The 26,756-nt window shown below is 66.6% G+C and carries 26 protein-coding genes; 12 read left to right on the top strand and 14 right to left on the bottom strand.

The window, feature by feature from the left end; all coding sequences use genetic code 11:
- Positions 1-76: 76 nt before the first annotated feature.
- The 4 genes from E1263_RS31510 to E1263_RS31495 all read left to right on the top strand — a co-directional run bounded on the left by E1263_RS31510 (position 77) and on the right by E1263_RS31495 (position 4,563).
- Positions 77-433 (top strand): hypothetical protein, encoded by a 357-nt coding sequence (locus E1263_RS31510; RefSeq protein ID WP_132174012.1) that lies wholly within the window; start codon positions 77-79, stop codon positions 431-433.
- 331 nt (positions 434-764) lie between these two features.
- Entirely contained in the window at positions 765-1,721 is a 957-nt protein-coding gene (locus E1263_RS31505; protein WP_202869140.1) for an EfeM/EfeO family lipoprotein, read from the top strand.
- On the top strand, positions 1,718-2,929 hold the full coding sequence (efeB, locus tag E1263_RS31500; RefSeq protein WP_132174010.1) for an iron uptake transporter deferrochelatase/peroxidase subunit: 1,212 nt from the start codon (positions 1,718-1,720) through the stop codon (positions 2,927-2,929). Before E1263_RS31505 ends, efeB begins: the two co-directional genes overlap by 4 nt.
- Positions 2,926-4,563, top strand: coding sequence for a phospholipase C (locus tag E1263_RS31495; protein WP_132174008.1), 1,638 nt, complete (start codon positions 2,926-2,928; stop codon positions 4,561-4,563). The genes efeB and E1263_RS31495 overlap by 4 nt, the downstream gene beginning before the upstream one ends.
- Before the next feature lies 1 nt (position 4,564).
- Here the strand turns inward: E1263_RS31495 and E1263_RS31490 are convergent, their stop codons facing one another.
- The 5 genes from E1263_RS31490 to E1263_RS31470 are packed head-to-tail and all read right to left on the bottom strand — an operon-like array spanning position 4,565 to position 9,426.
- The gene (locus tag E1263_RS31490; RefSeq protein ID WP_202869139.1) at positions 4,565-5,809 is read right to left on the bottom strand and encodes an MFS transporter; all 1,245 of its coding nucleotides are present in this window, start codon (positions 5,807-5,809) and stop codon (positions 4,565-4,567) included.
- Complete coding sequence (locus E1263_RS31485; protein WP_132174006.1) at positions 5,806-6,801, bottom strand: LacI family DNA-binding transcriptional regulator; 996 nt, start codon at positions 6,799-6,801, stop codon at positions 5,806-5,808. Before E1263_RS31485 ends, E1263_RS31490 begins: the two co-directional genes overlap by 4 nt.
- Positions 6,802-6,830: 29 nt before the next feature.
- On the bottom strand, positions 6,831-7,838 hold the full coding sequence (locus tag E1263_RS31480) for a Gfo/Idh/MocA family protein (protein ID WP_132174004.1): 1,008 nt from the start codon (positions 7,836-7,838) through the stop codon (positions 6,831-6,833).
- 3 nt (positions 7,839-7,841) lie between these two features.
- Positions 7,842-8,480, bottom strand: a complete 639-nt coding sequence (locus E1263_RS31475) for a TetR/AcrR family transcriptional regulator (RefSeq protein WP_132174002.1) — start codon at positions 8,478-8,480, stop codon at positions 7,842-7,844.
- A 46-nt stretch (positions 8,481-8,526) separates the two neighbouring features.
- The gene (locus E1263_RS31470) at positions 8,527-9,426 is read right to left on the bottom strand and encodes an alpha/beta fold hydrolase (RefSeq protein WP_132174000.1); all 900 of its coding nucleotides are present in this window, start codon (positions 9,424-9,426) and stop codon (positions 8,527-8,529) included.
- 131 nt (positions 9,427-9,557) lie between these two features.
- Here E1263_RS31470 and E1263_RS31465 point away from each other — a divergent pair, with 131 nt between their 5' ends.
- The 4 genes from E1263_RS31465 (at position 9,558) to E1263_RS31455 (ending at position 13,536) form a co-directional block, all read left to right on the top strand.
- Positions 9,558-11,579: an MDR family MFS transporter gene (locus E1263_RS31465; protein ID WP_238161701.1), complete on the top strand. Its 2,022-nt coding sequence runs from the start codon at positions 9,558-9,560 to the stop codon at positions 11,577-11,579.
- Between the two features lie 2 nt (positions 11,580-11,581).
- Positions 11,582-12,586 carry an alpha/beta hydrolase gene (locus E1263_RS31460; RefSeq protein ID WP_132173998.1) on the top strand — a complete coding sequence of 335 codons (1,005 nt, stop codon included), beginning with the start codon at positions 11,582-11,584 and terminating at the stop codon, positions 12,584-12,586.
- Positions 12,583-12,714: a hypothetical protein gene (locus tag E1263_RS44155; RefSeq protein WP_272949710.1), complete on the top strand. Its 132-nt coding sequence runs from the start codon at positions 12,583-12,585 to the stop codon at positions 12,712-12,714. Before E1263_RS31460 ends, E1263_RS44155 begins: the two co-directional genes overlap by 4 nt.
- A gap of 123 nt (positions 12,715-12,837) precedes the next feature.
- Positions 12,838-13,536: an HNH endonuclease family protein gene (locus E1263_RS31455; RefSeq protein ID WP_132173996.1), complete on the top strand. Its 699-nt coding sequence runs from the start codon at positions 12,838-12,840 to the stop codon at positions 13,534-13,536.
- Positions 13,537-13,596: 60 nt separating this feature from the next.
- Here the strand turns inward: E1263_RS31455 and E1263_RS31450 are convergent, their stop codons facing one another.
- The 4 genes from E1263_RS31450 to E1263_RS31435 all read right to left on the bottom strand — a co-directional run bounded on the left by E1263_RS31450 (position 13,597) and on the right by E1263_RS31435 (position 15,878).
- Positions 13,597-14,031 (bottom strand): hypothetical protein, encoded by a 435-nt coding sequence (locus tag E1263_RS31450; protein ID WP_132173994.1) that lies wholly within the window; start codon positions 14,029-14,031, stop codon positions 13,597-13,599.
- Between the two features lie 128 nt (positions 14,032-14,159).
- On the bottom strand, positions 14,160-14,750 hold the full coding sequence (locus tag E1263_RS31445; RefSeq protein ID WP_132173992.1) for a dihydrofolate reductase family protein: 591 nt from the start codon (positions 14,748-14,750) through the stop codon (positions 14,160-14,162).
- A complete protein-coding gene (locus E1263_RS31440; RefSeq protein ID WP_132173990.1) occupies positions 14,747-15,547 on the bottom strand; it encodes a metalloregulator ArsR/SmtB family transcription factor in 801 nt (266 codons plus the stop codon). The genes E1263_RS31445 and E1263_RS31440 overlap by 4 nt, the downstream gene beginning before the upstream one ends.
- A gap of 46 nt (positions 15,548-15,593) precedes the next feature.
- Positions 15,594-15,878 (bottom strand): YiaA/YiaB family inner membrane protein, encoded by a 285-nt coding sequence (locus E1263_RS31435; protein WP_132173988.1) that lies wholly within the window; start codon positions 15,876-15,878, stop codon positions 15,594-15,596.
- Between the two features lie 92 nt (positions 15,879-15,970).
- Between E1263_RS31435 and E1263_RS31430 the strand changes: the two genes are divergently transcribed.
- Entirely contained in the window at positions 15,971-17,125 is a 1,155-nt protein-coding gene (locus tag E1263_RS31430) for a N(5)-(carboxyethyl)ornithine synthase (RefSeq protein WP_132173986.1), read from the top strand.
- Here the strand turns inward: E1263_RS31430 and E1263_RS31425 are convergent.
- Positions 17,118-18,218, bottom strand: a complete 1,101-nt coding sequence (locus E1263_RS31425; RefSeq protein WP_132173984.1) for an FAD-dependent oxidoreductase — start codon at positions 18,216-18,218, stop codon at positions 17,118-17,120. The genes E1263_RS31430 and E1263_RS31425 overlap by 8 nt on opposite strands.
- Positions 18,219-18,290: 72 nt before the next feature.
- Between E1263_RS31425 and E1263_RS31420 the strand changes: the two genes are divergently transcribed.
- A complete protein-coding gene (locus E1263_RS31420; RefSeq protein WP_132173982.1) occupies positions 18,291-18,896 on the top strand; it encodes a TetR/AcrR family transcriptional regulator in 606 nt (201 codons plus the stop codon).
- Here E1263_RS31420 and dnaG read toward each other — a convergent pair.
- Positions 18,880-20,787 (bottom strand): DNA primase, encoded by a 1,908-nt coding sequence (gene dnaG / locus E1263_RS31415; RefSeq protein ID WP_132173980.1) that lies wholly within the window; start codon positions 20,785-20,787, stop codon positions 18,880-18,882. The genes E1263_RS31420 and dnaG overlap by 17 nt on opposite strands.
- Before the next feature lie 63 nt (positions 20,788-20,850).
- Between dnaG and E1263_RS31410 the strand changes: the two genes are divergently transcribed.
- Positions 20,851-22,431 carry a glycoside hydrolase family 99-like domain-containing protein gene (locus E1263_RS31410; protein ID WP_132173978.1) on the top strand — a complete coding sequence of 527 codons (1,581 nt, stop codon included), beginning with the start codon at positions 20,851-20,853 and terminating at the stop codon, positions 22,429-22,431.
- Positions 22,432-22,440: 9 nt separating this feature from the next.
- A complete protein-coding gene (locus E1263_RS31405; RefSeq protein WP_132173976.1) occupies positions 22,441-23,277 on the top strand; it encodes a TolB family protein in 837 nt (278 codons plus the stop codon).
- Here the strand turns inward: E1263_RS31405 and E1263_RS31400 are convergent.
- The 3 genes from E1263_RS31400 to E1263_RS31390 are packed head-to-tail and all read right to left on the bottom strand — an operon-like array spanning position 23,263 to position 26,216.
- Entirely contained in the window at positions 23,263-24,507 is a 1,245-nt protein-coding gene (locus E1263_RS31400) for an NAD(P)/FAD-dependent oxidoreductase (RefSeq protein ID WP_132173974.1), read from the bottom strand. The genes E1263_RS31405 and E1263_RS31400 overlap by 15 nt on opposite strands.
- 52 nt (positions 24,508-24,559) lie before the next feature.
- Positions 24,560-25,792: a deoxyguanosinetriphosphate triphosphohydrolase gene (locus E1263_RS31395; protein ID WP_132173972.1), complete on the bottom strand. Its 1,233-nt coding sequence runs from the start codon at positions 25,790-25,792 to the stop codon at positions 24,560-24,562.
- 46 nt (positions 25,793-25,838) lie between these two features.
- Entirely contained in the window at positions 25,839-26,216 is a 378-nt protein-coding gene (locus tag E1263_RS31390; protein WP_132173970.1) for a nuclear transport factor 2 family protein, read from the bottom strand.
- Positions 26,217-26,756 lie beyond the last annotated feature (540 nt).

Genomic DNA, 26,756 nt, shown 5'->3' with positions numbered 1-26,756 from the left:
CGGGTGGGGTGCAGGGGCGACCGGCCGTTCATCTCTGCACCTTCCCGACTCGTCTCGTGCGTGCCACGATCGGTCGATGGATGTCACGCTGCGGGTCGGCGAAAAGCTGTTCATCAAGGCAGGGCGGGTTTCGGTCACCACGCTCGATGCCTACTGGCTCCCGCGGATGCGCGTGCGGCTGATCGAGGTCGCCGCAGACGGGGAGACCATCACCTACGGCAGGCTCAAACAGGAGCTCGGCATGCCGCATGCGACGAACGGCCTCGGGCGACTTCTGGATCTGATCTCGGTGGAGTGCGAGCGCAGGGGCGAGCCGTCGCTCGCGAGTCTCGTCGTCAACTCGGCGACGAGGGAGGTTGGCCACGACTTCGACGGCGAACCGGTGAGTGAGCGCGATGGCGTTTACCGACGGTGGCGGGCTGCCGACGAGTAAGCGACCCGATCAGGTCCGCACCGGCCTCATCAGCACGGCGCGGTGACCAGGAGTAGGGAAACGGTGCGTTACCTGGGGGCCAACACTCCCGGGCAACGTTGAGCTCGATCGCGGGCAGGCTTACGCTCTGGGGTGACCGGCTGTTCACCCCTGGGGTTTCGGAGCTCTCGTGCCGTTTGTTGTGCGCCTTGCTGGCGGGATTTTGGGTGCGGCCGTGTTGGCCGGTTGCACCGGCCATGACTCGGCGCAGGACCAGCTGACCCTCACTGTGTCGAGGGGGAACTGCGGTAGCGCGTGGGAGACCCCGCCGAGTGGGGCGCAAAAGGTTTTAGTGCGGAACGTAGGGACGGTTACCACCGAGGTTGATCTGATCGATCCGGGGACCGGTGGGGTGTACGCCGAGGTTGAGGCGTTGGCGCCCAACACGGAGCGGACGATGGACGTCACGTTCGGCAAATCCAGCTACGCATTCAGGTGTTTCGCCGAGGACACGGATGCGGTGACCGGGCCGACGATTCAGGTGACCGAGGGGTCTCCCCCGGCGTCGCCGGCGGTGTTGCCGATCAGCAGTCAGGACCTCAGCGGAGCGGTCGGCGCGTATCGCGGCTATGTCACCAAGGGCCTCAAAACGCTGGCCGATCAGACCGCGGCGCTGACGCGCACGTTGCGGGCTGGGGATGTCGCAGCGTCGCGAGCGGCCTGGCTGAGGGCGCACCTCGCGTACGAGCGGCTTGGCGCGGCCTATGACACGTTCGGCGATTTCGCTGACCAGATCGACGGATTGCCGGACGGCCTGAGCAAAGGCGTGCAGGATCCCGAGTTCGTTGGATTGCGGCGCATCGAGTACGGGCTGTGGCACGGGCAGCCGCCAAAAACACTGGCCCGGTACGGCGACCAACTCGGTACGGCGGTTGCCGGCCTCCGAGCGGAATTCCCGAGCGCCCGCACCGACCCGAACGATCTTCCGCTGCGAGCCCACGAAATCATGGAGAACGCCTTGCAGTTCGAGCTGACGGGCCAGGCCGACCAAGGCAGTGGCACTGGGCGCGCGACGATCCAAGCAAACCTCGACGGCACCCAAGCCGTGCTCGACGCGCTCGGTCCTCTGATGACGAAGCGGTACGCCGATTGGCCGCAAATCGCGGTCTGGATCGCGAAGACCCGCGAGCTGATCAAGAAGCAGGACGGGACCGCGATGGACCGCCGGCGCCTCAACGCAGCGGTCAGCCAGTTGGTCGAAGTACTGGCTCCAATTGCCGCCATCGGTGATGTTCGGAGGACTTCGTGAGCAGCAACGGTACGCCGCGGCGGGCGTTCTTATGGGGTGCGCTTGGCGCTGGGGTTGCTGTCGGAGCGACCGGAGCAACGCTGCCCACCCGCGCAGAGGCCACGGCCCCCGATCCAGTTGTGCCCTTCCACGGCATCCACCAGGCCGGCATCATCACGCCGGCCCAGCCGCACGCCGTACATGTCGCGTTCGACGTCCTCACCGACAACCGCGCCGAGCTGACCGACCTCTTCAAAACCCTGACCGAGCGAGCCCGCTTCCTCACCGCCGGCGGCACCCCGCCCGACCCGGGCATCTCCGCTCCCCCGACCGACTCCGGCGTACTCGGGCCAACAGTCCCCGCAGACCGCCTAACCGTCACAGTCGGCGTCGGCGCCTCGCTCTTCGACGACCGCTACGGACTCGCGAACCGTAAGCCCAAACAGCTCACCCCCATGACGACCTTCCCCAACGACCACCTCGACCCGGCCGAGTCCCACGGCGACCTCAGCGTCCAACTCTGTGCCGACAACCGCGACACGGTCGTCCACGCGCTGCGCGACATCGCTCGCCATACGCGAGGTGCGATGCAGATGCGGTGGCGCTACGAGGGCTTCAACTCACCGCCGCGACCGGCCGGCACCCCGCGCAACCTGATGGGCTTCAAGGACGGCACGTCCAACCTCGACACCAACGACGCAGCCCTGATGGACAGGATGGTGTGGGTCCAGCACAACGACCAGCCGTGGACCACGAACGGCAGCTATCAGGTCGTGCGCCGGATCCGGATGCTGGTCGAGTTCTGGGATCGCGTCTCCATCAACGAGCAGGAGAACATGTTCGGCCGACGCCGCGACACCGGCGCTCCGCTCGACGGCAACCACGAGAACGACGTACCGAATTTTGCCGCCGACCCGATCGGCTCGGCGATCCCGCTGACCAGTCATATCCGCCGGGCGAATCCGCGGACGCCGCAGAGCGACGACAGCCGCATCCTTCGCCGCCCGTACAACTACGACCGCGGTGTCGACACCGTCGGCAATCTCGACATGGGGCTGGTCTTCGTCTGCTACCAGCAGGATCTCCAGCGCCAGTTCGAAGCGATCCAGAACCGGTTGGCCGATGAGCCGCTGGTCGATTACATCCAGCCCGTCGGGGGCGGCTACTTCCTGGTGCTGCCCGGCGTCCAGAACACCGAGGACTACCTCGGCCGTGGGCTGTTGACATGAACAAGGAGACGAACGTGGTCCTCAAGTGGAGCAAACGAACCCGTACGGCGGTCGTCGCTGCCGCGGCCGGGGTGAGCGTGCTGGCGTTGGTCGCCGTGACCGGCCCCGCCTGGGCCGGTGACTGGTGGCACCACAACCCGAAGCCGCCGGTCATCACCGCCACGCCGATCAAGCACCTAGTCGTCATCTTCGACGAGAACATCTCGTTCGACCACTACTTCGGCACCTACCCGAACGCGGCGAACACCGACGGCACCAAGTTCAAGCCAGCCCGCCACACCCCGAAGGTCGACGGACTGACGCCGGCGCTGCTGAAGCACAACCCGAACCAGTACAACCCGAGCCGGCTCAGTCACGAGCAGGCGCTGACCTGCGACCAGAACCACGGCTACGGTGCAGAGCAGAAGGCGTACAACGGCGGGAAGGCCGACAAGTTCGTCGAGTACACCGAGACCGATAAGTGCACAGGGCAACCAATCCTGTACGGCGCTCCCGGTCTGGTGATGGACTATTTCGACGGCAACACCGTGACCGGGCTGTGGAACTACGCCCAGCACTATGCCCTGAGCGACAACTCGTACAGCAGCGTCTTCGGTCCTTCCTCGCCTGGCGCGGTCAACCTGATCTCTGGTCAGACGCACGGGATCCACGCCGTTGACTCGGTCACCGGCGACAAAGTCACCGACGCCTACACCGTCGCTTCACCGGATGCCAACGGTGTCGGCACGATGATCAACGACCCGGACCCGGCGTACGACGACTGTTCGGACAACAACCACACGTCGAAGAACGCGCTCGGCGTGCTGACCGGTAAGAACATCGGCGATCTGCTGAACAAGCAGGGCACGACCTGGGGCTGGTTCCAGGGCGGTTTCCGCCCGACCGGCAAGGCGAACGGCTACTCCGTCTGCGGCGCCACGCACCAGAACATCGGTGGGAACGCCGCGGTCGACTACAGCCCGCACCACAACCCGTTCGCGTACTACAAGTCGACGAGCAACCCGAAGCACCTGGCGCCGACCTCGGTCGCCACGATCGGGCACACCGACCAGGCCAACCACAACTACGATCTGACCGACTTCGCCGACGCAGCGCAGGCGGGCAACCTGCCGTCGGTGAGCTTCCTCAAGGCCGGTGAGTACCAGGACGGCCACGCCGGATACTCCGACCCGCTCGACGAACAACACTTCCTGGTCAACACGATCAACGAAGTACAGAAGTCGAAGGACTGGGCGTCCACCGCGATCATCGTCGCCTATGACGACTCCGACGGCTGGTACGACCACGTGACGCCGCCGAAGGTCAACGGCTCCGCGGATGCGGCCAACGACCAGGCGGCACTGTGCGGCACGAAGCCGGCCGCCGGCGGGTACGCCGACCGGTGCGGCTACGGCCCGCGCCAACCGCTACTGGTCATCAGCCCGTACAGCAAGACCAACTACGTCGACCACCACCAGACCGACCAGACCTCGATCCTCAAGTTCATCGAGGACAACTGGCGGACCGGCCAGATCGGCGACGCCTCGTACGACGCCCGGGCCGACTCGCTGACCGCGATGTTCGACTTCTGGCCGCGCCCGAACACCCGCCCGGTACTCCTCGACCCCGCCACTGGAGCTGTGAGGAGACACTGACTCAGAGGTTGTGCCCGGACGAGCGGGTCATCGCGGCCAGGCCGACAACGGCCGCGAGGCCCGCAACGGCCGGGATGAAGAACACGTGGGGTAGTCCGAGGGTTGCGGCTCCGATACCTCCGGCGGCTCCGCCCAGGGCCGAGGCGAGAGCCGTGGAGCTGAGGAAGATGGCGGAGGCGGTGGCGACGCCTGTCGGGAGCAGCCGTTGGGCGACGATGATCCCGAGGGCGGCGAAGACTGCCCACACGCCACCCATCAGGATTTGTCCTGCGAACAGCCCGGCGGCGGTGCCGGTCGTCGCGAAACAGATGTTGGCAGCGACCCCGAACGCCGCGCCGACCACCATCAGCCGCATCATTCCGACCCGGCGTGCCACGAGGACGGCCACTGGCATCAGCACGATCTCGACCAGCGGCTGAATTCCGATGATTGCGCCGGCGAGCCCGGAGGGGAAGTTCAACTGTCCGTTCATATAGATCGGCAGATAGGCGTACTTGACCGGTTCCCCGGCGTAGACCAGCACGTAGAGCGCGGTGAAGGCGAGCAACGGCAGCATCGCCCGCAGGCCGGGTGCGCCAGTACGCCGTCCGGTCGGCTGCTCCGTCGACGGCGCGGAGGATGGCTTCCGGAGAACTCCCAGCGGGACGACTTGGGCAAGGGTGCAGATCGCAGTCGCGAGAAGCATGACACGTAGTGAGGTCTGGGCTGCCAGGAAGGATCCGGCGACCGGACCAACCACCCAGCCTCCGGTCATCGCCATCCGGACTCCAGCGACTACACCGTCGTTGCCCGGGTCCGGGTGCGTCTCCAGCTCATCGTGGACGGCAGCGAAGAGCTGGGAGGTGGCGGCGCCGGCGAAGCCGAGCACGACCGCACTGATGACGTACGGCATCCACAGCTGTGTTGAGAAGGCGATGCCCGTCCAGCCCGCGAACCCGGCGACAGCGCAGACGCGGAACAGGCCCAACCGCGCGCCGGTGCGGTCCGATCTCGCACCCACGAGGTAGCCGATCACTGGTGCGGTCAGACTCGTGAGATAGAACAGGCCGGCGGCGCTGAGCGAGGCTCCCAGTTCGTTGACCAGAAACGACGCGATCTGGGGTGCAGCGGCCGAGAAGCCGAGGCCGGACAGAAACAGCGCGATGGTGGCGCCACGGTAGAGCGGCGAGGCGAGCATCAGCCGCAGCGCCGACGTACGGGTCACAGGCTCGTCGACCGCCGGGTCCGTGGTGCCGTGCGCGGTCACTTTCGGGTACTCGCACGGACGACGAGCTCGACCGGAAACCGCTGTCGATGGCCGGTCGCCGGAGTACCCGCCAGGAGCAGGCGGGTGGCGGCTGCTGCCATTTCCTCGACGGGCAGCCGCATCGTGGTCAGGGGTGGGTTCGCGCAGACAGCAGCGATGCTGTCATCGAAACCGATGACGCTCACCTCGTCCGGCACCCGCCTGCCGCCGGCCGTGATGGCCTGGATGGCTCCGGCGGCCATCAGGTCGCAGGCAACGAACATCGCATCGATGTCCGGGTGCTGTGCGAGCAACTGTTGCGCGGCTCGGTATCCACCCTCCCGGAGGAAGCCGCCGTCGGCGCTCAGGTCCGGCAGGCCAAGGCGTTGCACCGCCTGCAGGTACCCGGCCCGCCGGTCGATGGCACAGGGGTTGAGATCTGGTCCGTGGATGGCAGCGATCCGGCGGCAGCCGAGCTCGTGCAGGCGGCTGACCGCGGCGTCTGCACCGCCGATGTTGTCGGCTTGCACAGCCGGTACGGCGGTCGCGGTGGGAACCATTGAGACGACCCGGCGGCTCCGCCGGTGGAACCGGGTCGCCAAGGCCGGTGTGATGTCGGCGAGAACGGCTCCGAGGGTGGCATTCGCCGCGATCTCCTCGATCTCCTCAGCGGCGTTCTCCTGGCCGACGGCATGCAGTCGCAGTTGTGCGTTGACACCTTCGAGGACCGGCATCATGCCTGCCAGGACGCGGCTGAAGTACGGATGTGTTCCGAGCCAGCCGGCGCTGGAGCCGTAGCTCACCGCGATGACGTCGACAGCGCGCTGACGTCCGGTGGCCAGCGCCCTGGCGGTCTCGTCCGGCTGGTAGCCGAGCTCGGCCACAGCCGCGCGGACCCGCTCACGCAGCGGCTCGGACGCGCCCGGCCCATTGTTGATCGCGCGGGACGCGGTCGCCCGGGACACACCGGCCACGCGCGCGACATCCGCGATCGTGGGCTGATTCCTGCTCATGGGCCCGCACCCTAGACCTGAGAGCGCTCTCAGGTGAACCGGGGAGGGACAGGTTGCCGGATCGGCAGTCCGGCTGCGGTGTAGATCGAGTCGATGACCGTCATGTTGGCGATCGAGTCCGCAGGCGGTGTGAGGACGGGTTCGGCGTGCAATACCGCTCCGGCGAACGCATCCAGCTGATACGCGTAGGTGGTCCGTTTGCTGAGGTGCTCGACCCGCTTGCCTGCCTTGGTGGTCACCGAAAGCCGGTGACCGGTGAGCGGATTGAAGACCGACAGTTCGCCGTACTCGCCGACAGCGCGCGCACTGATCTTGAACACGGCCGACGACCACATCGAGCACTGAACGCGTCCGATGTGGCCCGCGGGGAATCGCAACTCGGCGCGCATGGCTCGGTCGATGTTCGCGCCGCGCAGTTTCGCCTCGGCGCTGACGACCTCAGGCTCGCCTCCGGTTCCGGCACCGCCCAGCCGACGGACGATGTGCACCGCGTAACAGCCGGCGTCCATCAGCGCGCCACCAGCAAGGTCGAAGTTGTAGCGGATGTCGCTGAACATGGGCAGTCGGAAGCAGAAACTCGCCTCTACCAGCCGAAGCTTGCCCAGCTCGCCGGACTCGACGATCTCCTGCATCCGCTGCGCCAGGGGGTGGTACCGGTTGTGGAAAGCCTCCATCACCACCAATCCGGACTTGTCGGCGGCAGCGGCGACGGTGCGGGCCTCGTCAGCGTTCGCGGTGAACGGCTTCTCGCACAGGACATGCTTGCCGGCCGCGAGCGCCGCGAGTGTCCATCGCCCGTGCAGGCCGTTCGGCAGGGGGTTGTAGACGGCGTCGATCTCCGGATCGGTGACCAGCTCCTCGTACGTCCCGACGACCTTCGGGATGCCGTGCTTGGCGGCGTACTGCTGGGCGCGTTGTGGATCGCGCGCGGCGATCGTCGTCACTGCGACGTCACGGTTGGTCGAGGCCGGAGCGAGGAGGGCGTTCTTCGAGATCCGGGCCGCGCCAAGAACGCCGATGCGTAGCAGGTCACCCATGCTTCAGTCTCGTCGCATTGGTCGGGATCGTGACGTACGGCGTGCGCTCACCAGGATCTCGGCGACACCTTGGACCTGGGTGAGCGCTTCCCGCAGCGTGATCCGGCCGTTGGACATCCGGTTGATCGCATCGACCAGAACACAACCGATCGCAAGCTCGATGTAGTAGACGTCGTCGCCGGATTCGGCCGCGAGCAGGTGATCGAATGCGGCGGTGTAGGAGGTGCCGCTCTGGTCGAGGAGTTTGCGCACATCCGGGTCGGTCGAGACCGCCATCTGCATCAGGAGCGCGGCCATGCCCGGGGCACGATCGAACGCCTGCAGGACGCGGCGCAGAAAGTCCTGCACCAGCGGCAGCGCATCCGCGTTCTCGTCACGCTTCGCCGACAGGATCCGGCGGGTGACTTTCCCCTGCCATTCGGTCAGCGCGGCGGCCAGCAGGTGATCCTTGGAGCGGAAGTACCGGTAAACGGTGCCGAGGGCAACACCGGACCGATCGGTCACGTCACGCATCTGGATCGCCGTCGTACCGGATTCGGCGACCAGCTCCATCACGGTCTCGATGAGCCGGGCCCTGCGGGCAAGCTGGCGACTCGTCATCTGCTCGACAGGCAGTGGGCCCTGCGAATCGGCGTCGGCCACGACAGCAGTTATACCACGCACCAGCAGCTCTCTCTAGAACGCGGTTTCAGCTACTACCACTCGGATCCGTCCGCCTCGAATCGATGAATGCGGTCAGCGCGGCCACGGTGGCGTCGGGCTGCTCTTCGGGAATGAAGTGTCCGGCTCCCGGGATGACGACGCCGGTCACGTTGTCTGCCCAGGGACCAAGGGCGGCGGCCATGTCGGGGATCGAGCCGTGGGAGCTGGAGATTCCCAGGACCGGGATCGTCAGGTTGCCGTTCGCGGCGAGAGCTTCACGGTTCAGGCGTCCTGATTCCGGGGCGTCGCGGAAGTAGGCGAGCGCCGCCCGGAGCCCGCCCTCGGCTGCGATGGACGCCGCATAGAGGTCGATGTCGGCGTCGTCGAACGTGTTCGGGGACAGTGTCTTGTTCCTCAGGAACCAGCCCACGTACTCACGCTCGCGGCCGGTGATCAGCGTCTCGGGCAGTTCGGGCACCAGGTGGAAGGCCAAGTGCCAGGCCTTCGAGGGGTCCGGGGCGGTGATTCCGGGGATACCGGCGTCCAGCAGCGCGACGCCGTACAGGTGGTCCTGGTACTTCAGGGCGAGCGAAAAGGCGACGCAGGCACCGATGTCGTGGGCGACGAGCCAGTACGCCGGTACGTCGAGTGCTGTCAGCGCGGCCTGCACGCGCGCGGCGAGGGTGTGGCTGTCATAGCTCGCTGCGGGACGATCGGAGTGCCCCTGGCCCGGCAGGTCGATCGCGATCACGTGGAAGCGCTCGGCCAGGCGCGGCATCACCTGGTGCCAGGCCCACCAGGTCTGCGGGAATCCGGCGAGCAGGACGACCGTGGGGGCACCCGGCCGACCACCTTCCACGGCGTGCAACTGGATGCCGTCCGCGTCGGCCCAGCGATGGGTGAAGCCCGCGAGATCGCGCAACGGCAGCCCGGGAACGTTGTTCATGTCTTCGAGCCTAAGGCAGAACCCGATTCTTGCAATCAGGTGTCAGCTTCACCGCTTGGTGTTGTGAACAAGCTCGCCGGGTGGCAATAATCGAAACAGGGTTCTAGGTTGACTGCGTCGGAGGTGTTTTCTTGCCCGCACCGCGTGAGCTGAGCGCGCGCACCAAGAACCTGGTGGTCGCGGCCATCCTGCTCGGAATGTTGCTGGCCGCCCTGGACCAGACGATCGTGGCGACGGCGCTGCCGACGATCGTCAGCGACCTCGGTGGCGGATCGCACCTGTCGTGGGTGGTCACGGCGTACCTGCTGGCCGAGACCATCATGACGGTGCTGATCGGCAAGTTCGGCGATCAGTTCGGCCGCAAACGGGCGTTCATCGTCAGCGTCGTGCTGTTCATGGTCGGGTCGTTCTTCGCCGGCGGCGCCGACTCGATGACCACCCTGATCATCTTCCGGGCGATTCAGGGCTTCGGCGGCGGTGGGTTGATGGTCACCGCCTCCGCCGTCATGGCCGACGTCGTACCGCTACGCGAGCGCGGGAAGTACCAGGGGTTCATCGGCGCGGCCTTCGGTGTGTCCACCGTGGCCGGTCCCCTCCTGGGCGGGCTGTTCGTCGACCATCTCAGCTGGCGCTGGTCGTTCTACATCAACCTTCCGCTCGGGGCAGTCGTGCTTCTGGTCGCCCTGGTCGCACTTCCGACGGTGCGGGCCATCGGGAAGCCCCGGATCGACTACCTCGGCATCCTGCTGATCGCACTCGCGGCGACGGGACTCACGCTGGTGGCCACCTGGGGTGGCACCGAGTACCCGTGGCTTTCGCCGACCATCCTGCTGATGGCGGCCGGATCCGTCGTACTGCTCGTGGCGTTCGTGCTGGTGGAGCAGCGGGCTGCCGAGCCGATGCTGCCGATGCGGTTGTTTCGCAGCAGCGTGTTCACGATCTCGGGCATCCTCAGCTTCGTCGTCGGGTTCGCCATGCTCGGCGGCATCACCTACCTACCGACGTACCTGCAGTTCGTCCGCGGCGAGTCGGCCACCGCCTCCGGCCTGTGGATGCTGCCGTTGATCTTCGGATTGATGGCGATGTCGTTGGTCAGCGGCACCGTGATCAGCAAGACCGGCCACTATCGATCGTTCCCGATCGTCGGCTCGCTCGTCATGACGCTCGGGCTGTTCCTGATGTCGTTGCTGGACGCAACCACGAGCTACTGGCTGATGGCCGCGTTCATGGTCCTGCTCGGCGCGGGGATCGGGTTGATCATGCAGGTCCCGATGATCGTCGTACAGAGCACGACGGACTACGCCGACCTCGGCGTCGCGACCTCAGGGGTCAGCTTCCTGCGCACGATGGGCAGCTCGTTCGGGGTGGCACTCTTCGGCACGATCTACGCGGGGATGCTGCCCGACAAGCTCGCCGCGGCGCTCGCGGCACACCCGCTCCCCGCCGGTGCCGATCCACACGCCGCGCAGAGCCCGCAGGCCCTGCATGCGCTGCCCGCGTCGGTGGCAGCACCGATCATCGACGCGTACGCCGACACCTTGCAATCCATGTTCCGCATCGTCGCACCGGTCGGCGCGGTGGCCTTCGTTGTTGCGCTGTTCCTCAAGCAGGTTCCGCTGCGGGACACGTCGCGGGTCGCGGTCGCGGGCAGTCACGGCGTCGGAGAGGGGTTCTCCGCACCGGCCTCGACCACATCCCTGCAGGAACTGGAGAAGCTGGTGGGCAACGTGGTCTCGCGCGCGAAGACCGATCCCGGTCCGGAGATCTGGGCTCGATCGGGCCTGGATGTCAGCCCGGCGCAGGGGTGGTTACTCGGACACGTCTTCCGGGCCGCCGTCGCCGGCAACGGCGGCGCGACCACGGATGAGATCGGGGCGCTGGTGAACGTGCCCGGCGAGATCTTCGAACCGACTGCGCGCCACCTCGTCGACGCGGGGTACCTCGTCGAGTCCGGCGGCACCTACGGCTTCACGGCCGCAGGGATGGAGGTGATGACCAAGCTGGTGAATGGCTGGCGGAGCTGGCTGCTCGCCGAGCTCGCGGACTGGGACCAGGACGACCGCAGCGACTTCTCCGCCGCGATCGACTCCTTCGCCGAGAAGATCATCGACAACGGCCGGGATCTGATCTCCCCGGCCCGACCTACGGAGTGAAGATGCGAAAAGGCAGGCGTCGCCTATTGATCGGACTGATCGCGGCCGTCGTGGCGATCGGTTCACCGTTCGTCGTTGCTCGGCTGTCGCTGCAGCCCGGGGCTGCGCTGGTCAAGACGCTGTTCGAAGCGGGCGCCCCGGTGACAACGCCGCCGGACTTCGACGCGGTGCGGCAGAGCGTCACCGCGACCCGCGACATCACGGTTACCGCGGCCGACGCGCCGCCGGCGGCGCTCGACGTCTACGCGCCCAAGGCGTCGAAGGGCGGGAGGCTGCCCATCATCTTGTGGATCCACGGTGGCGGATTCATCTCGGGCGGCAAGGAGTCCGTCGGGGACTACACGATGATGCTCGCAGCACAGGGCTACGTCGTGGCCAGTCTCGACTACACGCTCGCTCCCGCAGCTCAGTACCCGACGCCGATCCGGCAGGCGAACGCCGCGCTCGGTTACCTTGCGACTCAGGCCGGAACCTTCGGCGGTGACGCCAGCCGGCTGTTCGTGGGTGGCGACTCCGCAGGCGGTCAGCTCGCGAGCCAGCTCGCGGCACTCGTGACAAACCCCGCGCTCGCCAACGACATGCCGCTGAAGCCCGCCGTACCTGCATCGTCTTTGCGCGGCGCGTTGCTGTTCTGCGGTATCTACGACATGCCGGGATTCGCAGCCAGCGGATTCCCGTTCGTCCGGACGTTCATGTGGTCCTATCTCGGGCGCCGTGACTGGCTGAACTACGAGCGGATCAACGAGTTGTCGACCGTCGACCAGGCCACGGCCGCCTACCCGCCGACCTTGCTCACGGTGGGCGACAAGGATCCGTTCGACGCTATGGGTCGCGAGTTCGTCGCCGCCCTGCACGGCAAAGGGGTGCCCGTGACGAGTACCTTCTACAGCGGAGACGGTCTCAACCATGAGTACCAGTTCAACTTCGCTCTGCCGCAAGCTGTGGCGTTCTTCCAGACCACGCTCGGATTTCTCAGCGAGCATTCTCGTGCGGAGGTGACGTCGTGAACGTGTCCTCGGAGACCGACGGGCGGCGCTGGACCATGTGGCGGGTGCTCCGCTCTGCAGGTCTCGTCGTGGCCGTCGTTGTGGTAGCGGTCGGGGTGTACCTCCTTCTCCTCCTCACCAACTTCTGAGCAACCCCCGAGGCCGCGTCACCATCTTCAGGATGTGGAACAACCAGGTAGACGAGTGACTGCGATGCTGGAGTCGGCGCGCCCCGGGTCGGCTAGCGGCGAGGTCCGGGTACTGTCCGGCCGGTGAATCGCCGCCTGTTCGGAGTTTTGTCCATCGTCACTGCGCTCGCCACAGGCTGCACCTTTCCCGCGGCTGGAGCTGATCCCGGCCCAACGCCAAAGCCGTCGAAGCCAACCACCGCATCACCGTCAGCCAAAACAATCAGTACGGCGCTGGGCCGCGTCAAGGTAGTGGCCGCGCGCCCCAAGGTGGCCGGGTACCAGCGGGATCGATTCGGCGGCGCCTGGTCGGACAGCCACGACGGGCTCGGCGGACACAACGGTTGCGATACCCGCAACGACGTACTGGCCGCGCAGCTGAAGAACCTGAAGTATCGCGGCAAGTCCCAGTGCGTGGTGATCGCGGGCACTCTGGTCGCCGATCCGTATACCGGAAAGACGATCGAGTTCCGCAAGGCGAAAGCCACCGAGGTTCAGATCGACCACATCTACCCGCTGTCGCGCGCCTGGGACATGGGCGCCTCCAAATGGCCGCAGCAGCGTCGCGTCGACTTCGCCAACGACGAAGCCGACAACCTGCTCGCCGTCGGAGGCTCGGCCAACATGTCGAAAGGCGACTCCGGGCCGGGCGAATGGTTGCCGATCAACCGCAAGTACAGCTGCACCTACGTCCTGCGCTACCTACAGGCCGCTCGCAAGTGGTCCCTGCCCATCACCGCCGCCGACCGCGACTCCGTGAAAGCCATCAACCGCACTTGCTAGCAGCGGGCCGTCCGGGGAACACCGTGAAGTGCTCCCCGGACGGTCGTCAGCGGACTGTGATCACAGAGTTGCGGTGATCGCGATCTTGGCCGGGTTCGGGCAGAGGAAGCTCCCGCTCTTCTTGGGAACGCTCTGCTCGGGGAACGTGCCGGCGTTACCGGCGTAGGTTCCCGTCAGCGTGCCTGAGTAGCCGCAGCCGATCGGCTTGGTGACGTTGACGGTCAGCGTCAGCTTGGCTGCGTTGCCGGGACCGAAGGTGAGCGACCCCGAGGCCGTTCCGTCGGCGGAGCAACTGTTGTCGATGTCGATCGACTGAATCTGTACGGCGGCCGGTGGCGGACCGCCGGCGTAGGTGAACGTGAACGCACAGGACGTGCCCTGGAAGGTGATCGTGCCGGACCCACTGGCATCGGGCCGGGCCGACGCCGGTGCGGCGGACAGGCCGACGGACGTCGCGAGCATGAGGGCGGACAGGACGGCAGTACGGAAGCGCATGGCGACCTCCATGGGAGGGGGGCGGATTGAGTCGCAGCTGCTGCCGCCAATGACGCTAAATCCCTCACCTGAGGTAGTCAACAGGTCACAGTAAGTTTTCTTACCTGCTGGTAGAACAGATCCTCAGTTCAGCGGGCCCGCGTGTAGACCAGGGCCAACTCACCCGTCGCACCGGTCTCCTGGTGGGTCAAAGACCATTTGGTGCTGGGGATTCCGTTGTCGAAGAGACGTTCGCCGCCGCCGGTGAGTTCGGGGAAGATCATCAGATAGAGGCGATCGACCGCGTCGGAGGCGAGCAGTGGCTTGATGATCGCGGGCGAACTGTTGACCAGGATGTCGCCCTCGCCGCTGGACTTGAGCTCGGTGACGATGTCGACGACAGAACCGTCGACCAGGCGGGAGTTGTCGCCGGGAGCATCGGTCAGCCTGGTCGAGAAGACAACCTTCTCGACCGCGACGAGCCATTGGGCGTAGCCGCGGTCGCGCGGGTCGGCATTGTTGTCCTCGGCAACGGACGACCAGTAGCCGAGGAAGCCTTCGGCGCTGGTGCGGCCGAGGACGGCGGTCGTGGCGTTCTCGTGGATCCGGGTCAACTGGGCGCGAGCGACATCGGTGGCGACATACGGGATGAACTGACCGAAGTCGGGTGGGCCGCCGGCGCCGTGGTAGTGGCCGTCGAGGCTGAGGGCGAGGTTGGCGGTCACCAAACGGTTGCTCATGATTGCGCTTCCTTGCTGTCGGCACCGATCACGTCGGCGAGGTTGTCGAGTACTTGGTTCCAGCCGGTCTCGATCCCGGCAATGGACGGCGCCGCCGCGACGGTGGTTTCGTCAAGCGTCAGCCGGAGTGCGAGATGCGTGCCTTCGGCAACTGAAGTCAGCGTGAGCTCATACAGGGAACGAAAAGATGCGCCGCTGACAGCGAGATCAAAGACCAACCTCCCGTACGGCGTCGCCTCGCGAACCGTCCCCTCGGACCGATACCGGCCTTCGGCGTCGCGGTATTCGAGCACCGCGCGCCCGCCCGTGAACGGTTCGAGCAATCCCTCGCTGACTGTCATCGACGGCGGCGCCCACCAGATAGCGAGCAAGTCGGGTTCGACCCAATGTCGCCATACCGACTGAGCACTCGCCGGCAGCATCCGCTCGAACGCGAACGTCCGCCCGTCGGCCCAGTGGTCATCCACAGCGCGGGCGGTTTCGACATCGATCGCATCCCGGTAGCGCGCGAGCACGTCATGCTCCCCCGCATGCGCTTCGGCCGTTTCGATCAGCCCTCGCAGGCGGTCCCCAAAAGCAACGAGCGGCCCAGTCTCGAGCGCGTGCACCCGTCGCTGCCCGAGCGGGAAGACGGTCACCAGCCCGGCCCGATTCAGCGTCTGCAGATGTTTCGACGCCTGCGGCTGGCGCAGGCCGGTCAGCTCGGCCAGCTCACCGACCGAGCGCGGTCGCTCCGCCAGCAACTCGACGATTCGCCACCGCGCTCCATCCCCCAGTACCGCCGCGATCTGCTCCATGACCCAAAGCATTCCCCATAGTGAATATTCTTGTCAAGGAATATCTTCAGTCGACGCGGAACGGGTCGTGCTCGGTGAGCAGCTTGTCGAGGCGGGCCTGGTCGACGCGGGTGGCGACGACCGCGAGCTCCTGGCGGTCGCGGACGACCTTGGACAGCGTGATGGTCGAGGTCACGAGATAGATCAGGCCGAGGGCGAGGAACGCCCGCACCCAGCCGGCGGCCGGGAGGTAGACGACGGCGATCGTCATCGCGGTGAGCGCGATACCGAACGACACGATGGCCTGGACGTAGTAGGCGTTGGTCTGCGAAGGCTGGATCGGTTTGGTCATGCTGAGATCCTCGCGGCCCTCGCCCGCGGCAGCATCCGCTGAACTACTCAACTGTCGATGTGTTAAACAGGGGGTCAATCAAAGGGGCCCCTGTGGACCAGCTCAATCTCGGCATCATTGCGCGAACCAACAAAGAGAACGAGCACCGCCTCCCGATCCATCCACGCCATTTCGGGCGGATCGATCCGGAGCTCAGACCGAACATCTTCCTGGAGCATGGGTACGGCGACCACTTCGGCGTCGCGGACGACGAACTGGCTCCGCTGGTCGGCGGAATGCGTTCCCGCGCGGAGCTGATCGAGCAGTGCGACATCATCCTGCTCACCAAGCCGCTCCCGCAGGATCTCGCCGAGCTACGCACCGGCCAGACGCTGTGGGGCTGGCCGCACTGCGTCCAGGACACCGCGGGCACGCAGTTGGCGATCGACAAGAAGCTGACCATGATCGCCTTCGAGGCGATGAACCACTGGACGGCCGAAGGCTGGTTCAGCCTGCATGTCTTCCACAAGAACAACGAGCTCGCCGGGTACGCCTCGGTGCTGCACGCACTCTCGCTCGCCGGCCTGACCGGCGACTACGGCCGCCGGATGACCGCTGCCGTGATCGGGTTCGGCGCATCCGCCCGAGGCGCGGTCACCGCGCTGAGCGCGCTCGGCGTGCATGACGTCGACATCCTGACGAACCGCGACGTCGCCGCGGTCGCCTCGCCGATCCACTCCGCGCGGATCGTGCAGTTCGACCACGACATCCACGACGAGACCGACGATCCGCGGCGCAGCTATGCGTCCACCGAAGACGGCCGGGTGCCACTGGCCGGCTTCCTCGCCGAGCACGACATCGTCGTCAACTGCGTCCTGCAGGACACCGCCGAGCCGCTGACCTTCCTGATCGAGGAAGACCTGAAGCAGTTCGCCCCGGGCAGCGTGATCATCGACGTCTCCTGCGACGAGGGTATGGGTTTCAGCTGGGCGAAGCCGACCACGTTCGACGAACCGACGTTCATCGTCGGCCCGAACGTCCTGTACTACGGCGTCGACCACAGCCCGTCGTACCTGTGGGACTCGGCGACTTGGGAGATCAGCGAAGCGCTGCTCCCCTATCTGTCCACGATGCTCGCCGGCCCGGACGCCTGGCAGGAGAACGAGACACTGAGCAAGGCCATCGAGATCAGCGACGGCGTGATCCAGAACCCGGCGATTCTGGCCTTCCAGAACCGCTCGGAAGGCTACCCGCACCCCCTCATATAGTCCGCAGGTCGAACATTCGCCTGCCGTTCTCCAGCGACTCCGTCACCGCCGCCATCCCATGCTCCAACATCTCTTCCTGGTACGACGCCAGCGTGCTGCCCCCGGTGAGCGCATCGGTCAAGCGCGCGGCGTCCCACAGCGCGGTGTTCGCGCCGGCCCCGGCTGAGGGCAGCATCGGATGGACGGCGTCGCCCAGCAGTACGACGGGACCTTCGGGCCACGGCATGACCGACGTACAGGTTCGGAGCGCGATCGGGAAGGCGGCCGAGGCATCGGCCGCCGACACCAATGAGCCGATCACTGGATGCCAGTCCGCTATCTGCTTGCCCACAAGGCTCCACAGCTCCTCGGCCGGCATCGCGAACAGCTCGTCATCAGTCCGGCCCAGCTGCTCCGAAGTCCCGGTCAGGACCGCCATCAGATAGTCGCCGTACTCCTCCGGCGGTGTCCGGAACAGCACCGGCGCAAACGCAGCTCCCTGCACAAAACAGAACCCCCGCAGGAACGACGGCGGCACGACCGCCCGGACCGCGTCGGTCAACGGGATCTTCCCGTAGATACACCGAATCCCACTGTCGTGAACCTCGAATTCCGGCAGCAGTTGCGCCCGCACGCGTGAGCCGGCACCATCCGCACCCACCAGTACGTCGGCCACTTCCGTCGTACCGTCGGCGAACCGGATCTCAACCCCTTCGCCCACCACGCCGTACGACGCGAATTCTTTGCCGAAGGCAATGAACTCGTCGAGCCCGGTCATCATCGCCCGGCGGAACGCGTACCGGTCGATCGACGTGATGCTGTCCGGGCCGCCGATCGGGAAGGTCTGCTCGAACAACGCATTCAGCTGGGTGTCGAACCCCGCGAGGAGGTCGCCCGGCCGGGTCGCCGTCTCGATCACGCGCCGCCGCACCCGCTCCGGGAGCACCGCGGCCAGCGCTTCCTCCCCCGCCGGGCTGACGTGGATCCGATACCCCTGCCGGCGGAAGACCGGCGACGGATCCCGCTCGAACACCCGCACCTCGACGCCCGCTTTCAACAGCCCCTGCGCCAGCGCCAGCCCACCGATCCCCGCCCCGACGATCGCGACCTTCATCGCAGTCACCCTTCCATCAAATTTAATCAACCATCTGGATGACTAAAGTAGCACGGAGGTAGACTCCCTGTCGTGCGGAGATCACCGGGGCCCGATGAGCGGCAGCGCGACGCGGAGCGGACCAAGCAGCAACTGCTCGACGCGGCCGTGACCGAGTTCGGCGCGCACGGATTCAGCGGTGCGCGCGTGAGCGCAATCGCCGACCGGGCCGGGGTCAACAAGCAGCTGATCTCGTACTACTTCGGCGGCAAGGAAGGTCTCTACCAGGCCGTCGTCGACCGCTGGCGAGCCAGCGAACCGTCCGTCACCGAACCCCCGGGTCCCCTCAGCGACCTGGTCGGGGCCTATGCAAAGTCGACCATCGCGCAGCCTGACCTGCTGCGATTGCTGATCCGCGAGGGCGTCGACGGTGACAGCGCGAGCCACGACCAGGAAGCGCAGGACGAGCGCTTCCAGCGCATGCTCGCCGACTTCACCCGCCGCCAGTCCGAGGGCGAACTACCGAGCGACGTCGATCCCGCGTACGCCGCGCTGGCGTTGTTCGGGATTTCCGCAGCGCCGGTCGTGTTCCCGCAGATCGCGCGCGCCCTCGGGCTCGACCCCGACAACCCCGACTTCGGAGACCTGTACGCCGAACAGGTCGGCGTACTGGTGTCACGTTTCAAATCGCGCCGGTGATGGCCTTCTTGCGCAGGTCGGCGCGGTAGGCCTCGAGGGCGATCAGCTCGCCGAACATGCGGTTGTAGTCGTCGGCCTTGTCGATCGGGTTGGTCCGCTGCAGCTTGGACTTCAGGTCCATGATTCGGCGGGCACAGGTCAACTCCTGCACGCGCGCGACCAGCGCCAACGCATACAGGTCGTCGGGTTCGCGGCCCAGGCGCAGCGGGTCGACGGCGAGCGCACCCACCACAGCAGCTGCCGGATCGTTGCCGATAGCGTCCCGGACGCCGACCACCCACGCCTCACCGGGAGCCGCAGCAGCCGGCCCACCGATCTTCTCCATCCCGCCGCGCACCGCGGCCAGCCACGGATGCGTGAAGTCGTGATCGTCCAGCTCGTCGAACGCGGCTCCGACCAGATGCGGATACTGCATCGCGACCTTCAGCACGTCCCACTCGATCACGAACCGCTGATCGCGCGGCGACGGCAGATCCTGGCGTGGTGGCGGCGCGGGCGCCTCGGTGGTGGTCGTCACCGGCGTCCGCCCCTGCTGAGTCTGCGGCGCAGCGGCCGGGCGCGACGCGGCGCGATGCACCTCGGGGCGAACCTGGTCGACCTCCATGCCGAGCAGTCCGGCCAGCTCGCGAGTGAACGCGTCCACCTTCGAGCGGTCGCGGATGCTGACCACGAGCTTCGCCGCATCCCGCAGCGCATCGATCCGGGTGTCGGCGCGATCCAGGTCATACTTCGACAGGACGTTCCCCAGGACGAACCGGTACAGCGGAGTCCGTCGGCCGATCAGCTCGCGAACAGCCGCATCGCCCTTCTCCAACCGCAGGTCGCACGGGTCCATGCCATCCGGCTCGACCGCGACATACGTCTGCGCGGCGAAGGCCTGGTCACCCTCGAACGCCTTGATCGCCGCACGCTGCCCGGCACTGTCGCCGTCGAAGGTGAAGATCACCTCGCCACGGAACTGGTCATGGTCGAGCAGCAACTGCCGCAGCACGCGAGCGTGGTCCTCACCGAACGACGTGCCACAGGTCGCGACCGCGGTCTGCACCCCGGCCAGGTGACAGGCCATCACGTCGGTATACCCCTCGACGACGACCGCCTGGTGGCTCTTCGCGATTTCGCGGCGGGCCAGATCCACGCCGTACAGGACCTTGGACTTCTTGTAGATCGGGGTCTCGGGGGTGTTCAGGTACTTCGCTTCGATCTTGTCGTCGTCGAAGAGGCGCCGGGCGCCGAAGCCGATGACGTCCGAGGAGGCGTCGCGGATCGGCCACATCAGCCGGCCGCGGAAGCGGTCGTACAGCCCGCGCTGGCCCTCGGCGGAGACGCCGGCCGTGACCAGCTCAGCATTCGTGAACCCGCGCTGGCGCAGGTGGTTGGTCAGCGCCTCACCACCGCGCGGCGAAAAACCGACCCCGAACAGTACGGCGGCGTCGCGGTCGAAGCCGCGCTTGTCGAGGAACTGCCGGCCGGGCGCCGCCTCGGGCGCACCGAACAGCTGCTCGACGTAATACTCCGCGGCGACCTTGTGGACCTCGACCAGGCGCGGCCGCTGGTTCCCCGGGCCGCGCTGGATCGGTGCGCCGGATTCGTCGTACCGGAGCTGGATGCCGACCTTCGAGGCCAGCGTCTCGACCGCCTCGTGGAAGGTGATCTGATCGATCTTCTGGATGAAGTCGATCACGTCGCCGCCCTCTTGGCAGCCGAAGCAGTAGAAGAAGCCGCGGGCCGGGGTGACGTTGAACGACGGCGACTTCTCGTCGTGGAACGGGCACAGCCCCTTGAGCGAGCCGCCCCCGGCGTTCTTCAAGGTCACGTACGAGCCGACGATCTCGTCGATCCGCGCGCGCTCGCGCACCAGCGCGATGTCCTCGTCCTTGATCCTGCCTGCCACCCCGCGAGTCTACGATCTCCGGCAAGGACTCCTGGCCGCGGGACGACAATCTGGGGATAACTCGTGCGAAGAATTTTCGGGCTGCTTGCTTTGAGTGCCGCCGCCGTCGCTGCGCTGCTGACTGCGAACCCTGCTCAAGCCGCATCGCAATCACCTCAGCCGGCGCCTTTCGTGGAGCTGGTCTCCCCCGGCGGCGTCGGTCGGCTCTACACCGCCGACCCCCGCGAGCTCGACGCTGCGACCGCCGCGGGTTACCGCCGCCAACCCGGTACGACAGGCTTCATCGACCGTACGGCGACCACCAGCTCGACCCCGTTGTTCCGCCTGAAGCCGTCGGCGAGCGCGTCGAAATGGCTCTTCACCGCGTCCACGTCGGAGCGCGACGCGCTGGTCGGACAGGGCTGGGTCAGCGAAGGCATCGCCGGGTACGTCGGGACTCAGCCGGGCGCGGGTCTCGTCCAACTGCGCCGCTTCACCAACGGCTCCGAGTGGCGGCTAGCCCTCGAACCGCGGACGACCGAGCTGCTGAATGCGGGCTACAAGCTCGACGGCCCGGTCGGCTACGTGCATCAGAACTGGATCCGCGCCGGCGCGGTCTACTTCGGCATGTTCCACACCGGCGGCCACCCGACGATCATCGCCCGCACCAAGGCGATCTACGGCCGCGACAACGACTGGTGGGGCGGAGTCCGCGACTTCCGCGACGGCACCCACTACGCAACCGACAACTGGCCGGGCGAGGACTGGTCGAGCCTCAAGCCCTCCATCGGCTACTACGACGACTCGCAGCCGGCGACTCTGGAGAAGCACATCACCCAGGCGACCTCGGCCGGGCTGAGCTTCTTCAACTTCTACTACTACTGGGACAGCACGAAGCAGCGCCAGGACCTCACCGACAAGGCGCTCGAAGCGTTCCTGCAGGCGCGCAACAAGGACAGCATCGACTTCACCGTAGGCGTCTGCGCGCACCCGTATGCACCCCTGAACATCCCGGTCAGCCAGTACGACGCGGTCGCGACCAACCTGGTGCGCTACCTGCAGCAGGACAACACGCTGCGCACCAACGACGGCCGCAAGATCCTGAACATCTGCGACGCTCGTGGACTCGGCGACGGGACCAACGCTGCGGTGAAGCAATTCATCGACACGGTGCGAGCCAAGTTCGGCCAGGACCTGTACGTGATGATCAACCAGGCCGGGTTCGATCCGCAGCAAGTGGTCAACGCGGGCGCCAATTCGCCGTACTGCACGACTGATGGGCCGAGTATCGAGGCGCGCTCGTACGCGACGTACCTGCGGGACCAGCGCAAGTTCTACAACCAGTCCCCGACCGGGCCGTACGGGCGCTGTGTGCTATCGGACTTCGACGAGCGACCGCGGCACCCGATCGAGCAGCCCGACGCGACCAAGATCCGCTGGATGCCCGACCAGTCCTTCGACGGCTTCCGCCAAGCGGTGCGCAATGCCAACGCTGATATGGCCGCGTCCACCCGCCCGTCCACGGTCGACAACTACCTCTATCTGTACGCGTGGAACGAGTGGCACGAAGGCGGTTTCATCGAGCCCAACGAACGCGATGGCTGCCGCTACCTGGACATCCTGCAGAGCGAACTAGCCCTCCAGGGTCCCGGCTGCGTCAGCTAGCTTTGCTGTGTGCCCCGAACCCTGCGCCCCGGCCAACGTTCCGAGTTGTACGTCGTCGATGTCCTGACGGGTGAGCACCGGTTGGTGTTCACCTCTTTGGATGTGCTCTTCGAAGCACCGAACTGGACGCCCGACGGCGACCTGATCGTCAACGGCAACGGCAAGCTCTTCCGAGTCGCCGACGAACTGGTCGAGATCGAGCTCGGCGGCGTACCGGACATCAACAACGACCACGTGGTCAGCCCGGACGGCTCAACCGTCTACGTCTCCGCCGACGACGGACACCTGTACGCCGTTCCGCTGGCCGGCGGGCCTGGTCGTCGGGTGACGAACGATCGTGGTCCCGGCTTCCACCACTACCTGCACGGTGTCTCGCCGGACGGCACGACGCTCGCGTATATCGGGCTCGAGCCCGGGATCACCAATGTCTGGACGATCCCGGCGGCCGGTGGGACCGACGTACAGGTCACTGATGATGAGCATGCCGACGACGGGTCGGAGTACGGGCCGGACGGGAAGTGGATCTACTTCAACTCCGAGCGCGCCGGGCATGCCCAGCTGTTCCGGATCGCTGGGGACGAGGTCGAGCAGCTCACCGACGACGAACGCGTCAACTGGTTCCCGCACCCCGCGCCGCACGGCTCGTCGATCGCCTACGTCAGCTTCCCGCCCGGCACCGAAGGTCACCCCGCCGACATCGAGGATGTCCGCATCCGCTTGCTGACGTCCGAAGGCATCCGCGAGCTCACGACGCTGTTCGGCGGCCAGGGCACGATGAACGTGCCTAGCTGGTCGCCGGACAGCACCGCATTTGCGTATGTCGCCTATCCCTTAGACGTCAGCTAGGGCGACCGCGGGGTCTGCCAGCTTGGCCGGGTCGACCTGCTTGCCGGACTTGATCAGGTCGCGGACGCCGCCGACACCGTCGTCCCACATGTTCACGTGCATGCCTGCGAGAACGTGGTTGTCGTCGTCCAGCCAGAACGCGAAGTAGGCGCCGGACTTCGGGTCGCCACGCAGAACTACCTGGTACGACGTGCCGTGCGGAAGGTCGCCGACGTATTCCATGCCGAGGTCGAACTGGTCGGTGAAGAAGTACGGAAGCGCGTCGTGGGAGACGTCCTGGCCGAGGATCGCCTTCGCGGCGTCGGCGCCGGTGTCCTTGGCGTTCTGCCAGTGCTCGACGCGGATCGGGCGGCCGAACAGCGGGTGATTCCAGCGCACGACATCGCCCGCGGCGTATACGTCGTCGGCCGAGGTCTTGAGGTCGGCGCCGGTGACGATGCCGGAGCCGGCTTCGCGGGTCGCGACCTCGATGCCGGCTTCGGATGCGAGCTCGGTGTTCGGCTGCACGCCGACGCCGACGACCACGAGATCGGCCGGGAGCACCTCGCCGCCGGAGATCCGGACGCCGGTCACCTGGTCGGTGCCCTCAAAGCCTTCGACACCTGAGCCGAAGCGGAACTCGACCCCGTGCTGACGGTGGAACTCGGCGTACAGCTCACCGACCTGCTCACCGAGCGCTGCGGCGAGCGCGGTCGGCTGCGGGTCGACCACGGTGACCTCGCACCCGCGCTCCTTGGCCGCCGAAGCAGCCTCAAGCCCGATCCAGCCGGCGCCGACCACGACCACGCGCGGCTTGGCGGCGTACGCGTCGGTCAGCGCCTGCGACTCGGCCGCAGTCCGCAAGTAGTGGATCCCGGCGAGGTCCCCACCCGGTACGTCGAGACGCCGGACCCTGCTCCCGGTCGCGATCAGCAGCTTCGCGTAAGCCTGGGTCGATCCGTCGTCCAGCGTGACGTTGTGCCCGGCGCTGTCGATCGCGGTCACGGTGGTGTTGAGTCGCAGCTCGACGGTGTTGTCGTCGTACCACTGCTGGTCGTGAAGCTGCGCGGACTCCGGCCCCTTCTTGGCGAGCAGGACGTCCTTCGACAACGGGGGCCGCTCGTACGGCAGCTCGGTCTCGCTGCCGATCAGCACGATGCCGCCGGTCCAGCCCTCCTCTCGCAGGGTCTTGGCCGCGGTTGCTCCCGCGAGGCTCGCACCAACGATGACGATGGGCTCTGCAGCAGTCATGCCACCGACCTTAGCCCTGCGTCACCAGAGTGTCGCGCCAGGCTCCGCGCGATCAGGCCGGTCCTACGAGATCCGCATGCCACGCGAGCGCCGAAGGATCGGTCAGACTCGCCACCTGATCGACAATCACCCGCAGCCGCGCCTTGTCGTCGGCGGCATCGTGCCAATCCGCACGAAGGGCCGCGTCGAGGTGGGTCGGCCCGGTCTTCCACAACGCGTCGGCCAACTCGGTCAGCAACTCGCGTTGCGTCGCACGCCGGGCCTGTCGCTCGGGCGAATTCAGCACGTGGAACATGCCGACCCCCTTGAGCAGCCCGATCTCCACCCGCACCCCATCCGGTACGACGAGATCCGCCTCGTAGCGAATGAGCTTCGACCGCCCGAACACCGCATGCGTCGCCTGCTCGGCCGAAGTCACGAACCGCCCGATCAGCTGGCTGGTCAGGTCCTTCAGCCCACCGAGAGCGCGCCGGCTGTCGTCGAAGGTCCCGCTCGGCCAGTAGTGGAGATCGGTCAACCGCCGCCAGCCCTCGTCCAGCTCCGCATCAGTTGCCTCCGGCAAATACTTCTGCCGGACGGTCTCCCAGTACATCGCCCGGTCCGCAGCGACCGCGGCCAGGTCGATGTGATGCGCGACGATCCCGTCCTCGATGTCATGCACCGAATACGCGACGTCATCGGCGAAGTCCATCACCTGCGCCTCGAGACACTGGCGTTCGCCGACGCCCTGCCGCAACCACTCGAACACCGCGAGATCGTCGTCGTACACACCGAACTTGCGCACGCCCGCGCGGCGCGGCCACGGATATTTGGTCGCTGCGTCGAGCGTGGCGCGACTCAGGTTGAGCCCGACGCTGCGCCCGGCCGAATCGAACGTCTTCGACTCCAGCCGGGTCAACAGCCTGAGGGTCTGTGCGTTCCCCTCGAATCCGCCGATATCGGCAGCAAGCGTATCCAGCGCCCGCTCACCGTTGTGACCGAACGGCGGGTGCCCGAGATCATGCGCCAGGCAGGCCGCGTCCACGATGTCGGGATCGCAGCCAAGCGTCGACGCCAACTCGCGGCCGATCTGCGCGACCTCAAGACTGTGCGTCAACCGATTCCGCACGAAGTCGTCACTGCCGGCGGTGGCGACCTGAGTCTTGGCCGCCAACCGCCGCAGCGCGGCACTGTGCAACACCCGAGCCCGGTCGCGCGCGAACGCCGTCCGGCCCGGCCGCTTCACCGGCTCCGCGACCCACCGCTCGGCGTCATGCTCGTCATACCACTCGTGCTGCTTCCTCATCACCACTCACACTAGCGGCGAGCACCGACAATTCAGTGCATAGTGGCTAGCCCCAACCGCCTTGCACCATCGACTGAAATTTCCAGTCGCCCGCCACCTTCACCAGCAGGTCGCCGTACCGGATCGGTTGCGTGGTGCCGTCGTACGTCATCGTGCCGTCGGTAATCACGAACACCAGATCGTCGGACAAGAAGTGCGGCGTCCGCGTCGTGTCGAACGTGACCTCACCGCCGCCGCCCATCACCTGCTCCATCTGCTTGAGGTAGGCCGCCCGGTCGATCTGAGTCGCGCTCCCGTTCCCCTTGCCGTCATCCGTCACCTCGTTCAGCGGAAACAACGCCAGATCCGCCATCCCCGCGTAGTCCCGCGCCGCCGCCAACGCGTCGTACCGCTCGAACCACTCCCGCACACTCGCCTCTGACAAGGTCCGTCTCCGCTCTTTCGTCGTAAACTCCGTACAGTGTACCCAGTTTAACGGTGGACCCAAACCTTTGGTTCCCGCCGCTAGCGATGCGGCCGGCTCCCGTACGGCGGGATGGTTGCTCGCCGCTCCGGACAAGCCGGGCACGTTGTCTGTGGCTGGTCGCCGCGGCGGCCGCGTTACATAAAGAGCTTGGCTGGGCCCGGCGCGGGGTTGAGGTACTGGCGAGGCCGGAGATCGCGCTCGCGCCGATTGAGGTGCTCGCTATGGCTGAGGTGCAAAAGCGGCGCCGGGTGGAAACTTCATGTCGCCATTTGCACAAACGTTCCACCCAGCTCGCCAGGCGGGTTGGGGGTGGGGCTGGGGAGTTTTACCTGTCGTTTCGGGTCAGTTTCGCTCCCCGGCCCGGCCGGATACCCGACGAATCGGGCGCTGGGGAGTTCCACCGGCGTATCCGCCCACCGATTCGCACTACGCGGGACTTTTTCGGGTCCATGAGGCTGTAGCGAAATGGCGTTGCCGGTTGGGGTGTTGGATCTGGTG

This window comes from Kribbella antibiotica (genome assembly GCF_004349055.1).
Lineage (GTDB): Bacteria > Actinomycetota > Actinomycetes > Propionibacteriales > Kribbellaceae > Kribbella > Kribbella antibiotica.
This window is presented reverse-complemented; position numbering and strand designations above follow the sequence as displayed.

Coding starts and splice junctions, on each gene's coding strand:
- E1263_RS31510 (WP_132174012.1), top strand. CDS start 77: ATGGATGTCACGCTGCGGGTCGGCGAAAAGCTGTTCATCAAGGCAGGG.
- E1263_RS31495 (WP_132174008.1), top strand. CDS start 2,926: ATGAACAAGGAGACGAACGTGGTCCTCAAGTGGAGCAAACGAACCCGT.
- E1263_RS31485 (WP_132174006.1), bottom strand. CDS start 6,801: ATGAGCAGGAATCAGCCCACGATCGCGGATGTCGCGCGCGTGGCCGGT.
- E1263_RS31480 (WP_132174004.1), bottom strand. CDS start 7,838: ATGGGTGACCTGCTACGCATCGGCGTTCTTGGCGCGGCCCGGATCTCG.
- E1263_RS31470 (WP_132174000.1), bottom strand. CDS start 9,426: ATGAACAACGTTCCCGGGCTGCCGTTGCGCGATCTCGCGGGCTTCACC.
- E1263_RS31460 (WP_132173998.1), top strand. CDS start 11,582: ATGCGAAAAGGCAGGCGTCGCCTATTGATCGGACTGATCGCGGCCGTC.
- E1263_RS31450 (WP_132173994.1), bottom strand. CDS start 14,031: ATGCGCTTCCGTACTGCCGTCCTGTCCGCCCTCATGCTCGCGACGTCC.
- E1263_RS31445 (WP_132173992.1), bottom strand. CDS start 14,750: ATGAGCAACCGTTTGGTGACCGCCAACCTCGCCCTCAGCCTCGACGGC.
- E1263_RS31440 (WP_132173990.1), bottom strand. CDS start 15,547: ATGGAGCAGATCGCGGCGGTACTGGGGGATGGAGCGCGGTGGCGAATC.
- E1263_RS31435 (WP_132173988.1), bottom strand. CDS start 15,878: ATGACCAAACCGATCCAGCCTTCGCAGACCAACGCCTACTACGTCCAG.
- E1263_RS31425 (WP_132173984.1), bottom strand. CDS start 18,218: ATGAAGGTCGCGATCGTCGGGGCGGGGATCGGTGGGCTGGCGCTGGCG.
- E1263_RS31400 (WP_132173974.1), bottom strand. CDS start 24,507: ATGACTGCTGCAGAGCCCATCGTCATCGTTGGTGCGAGCCTCGCGGGA.
- E1263_RS31395 (WP_132173972.1), bottom strand. CDS start 25,792: ATGAGGAAGCAGCACGAGTGGTATGACGAGCATGACGCCGAGCGGTGG.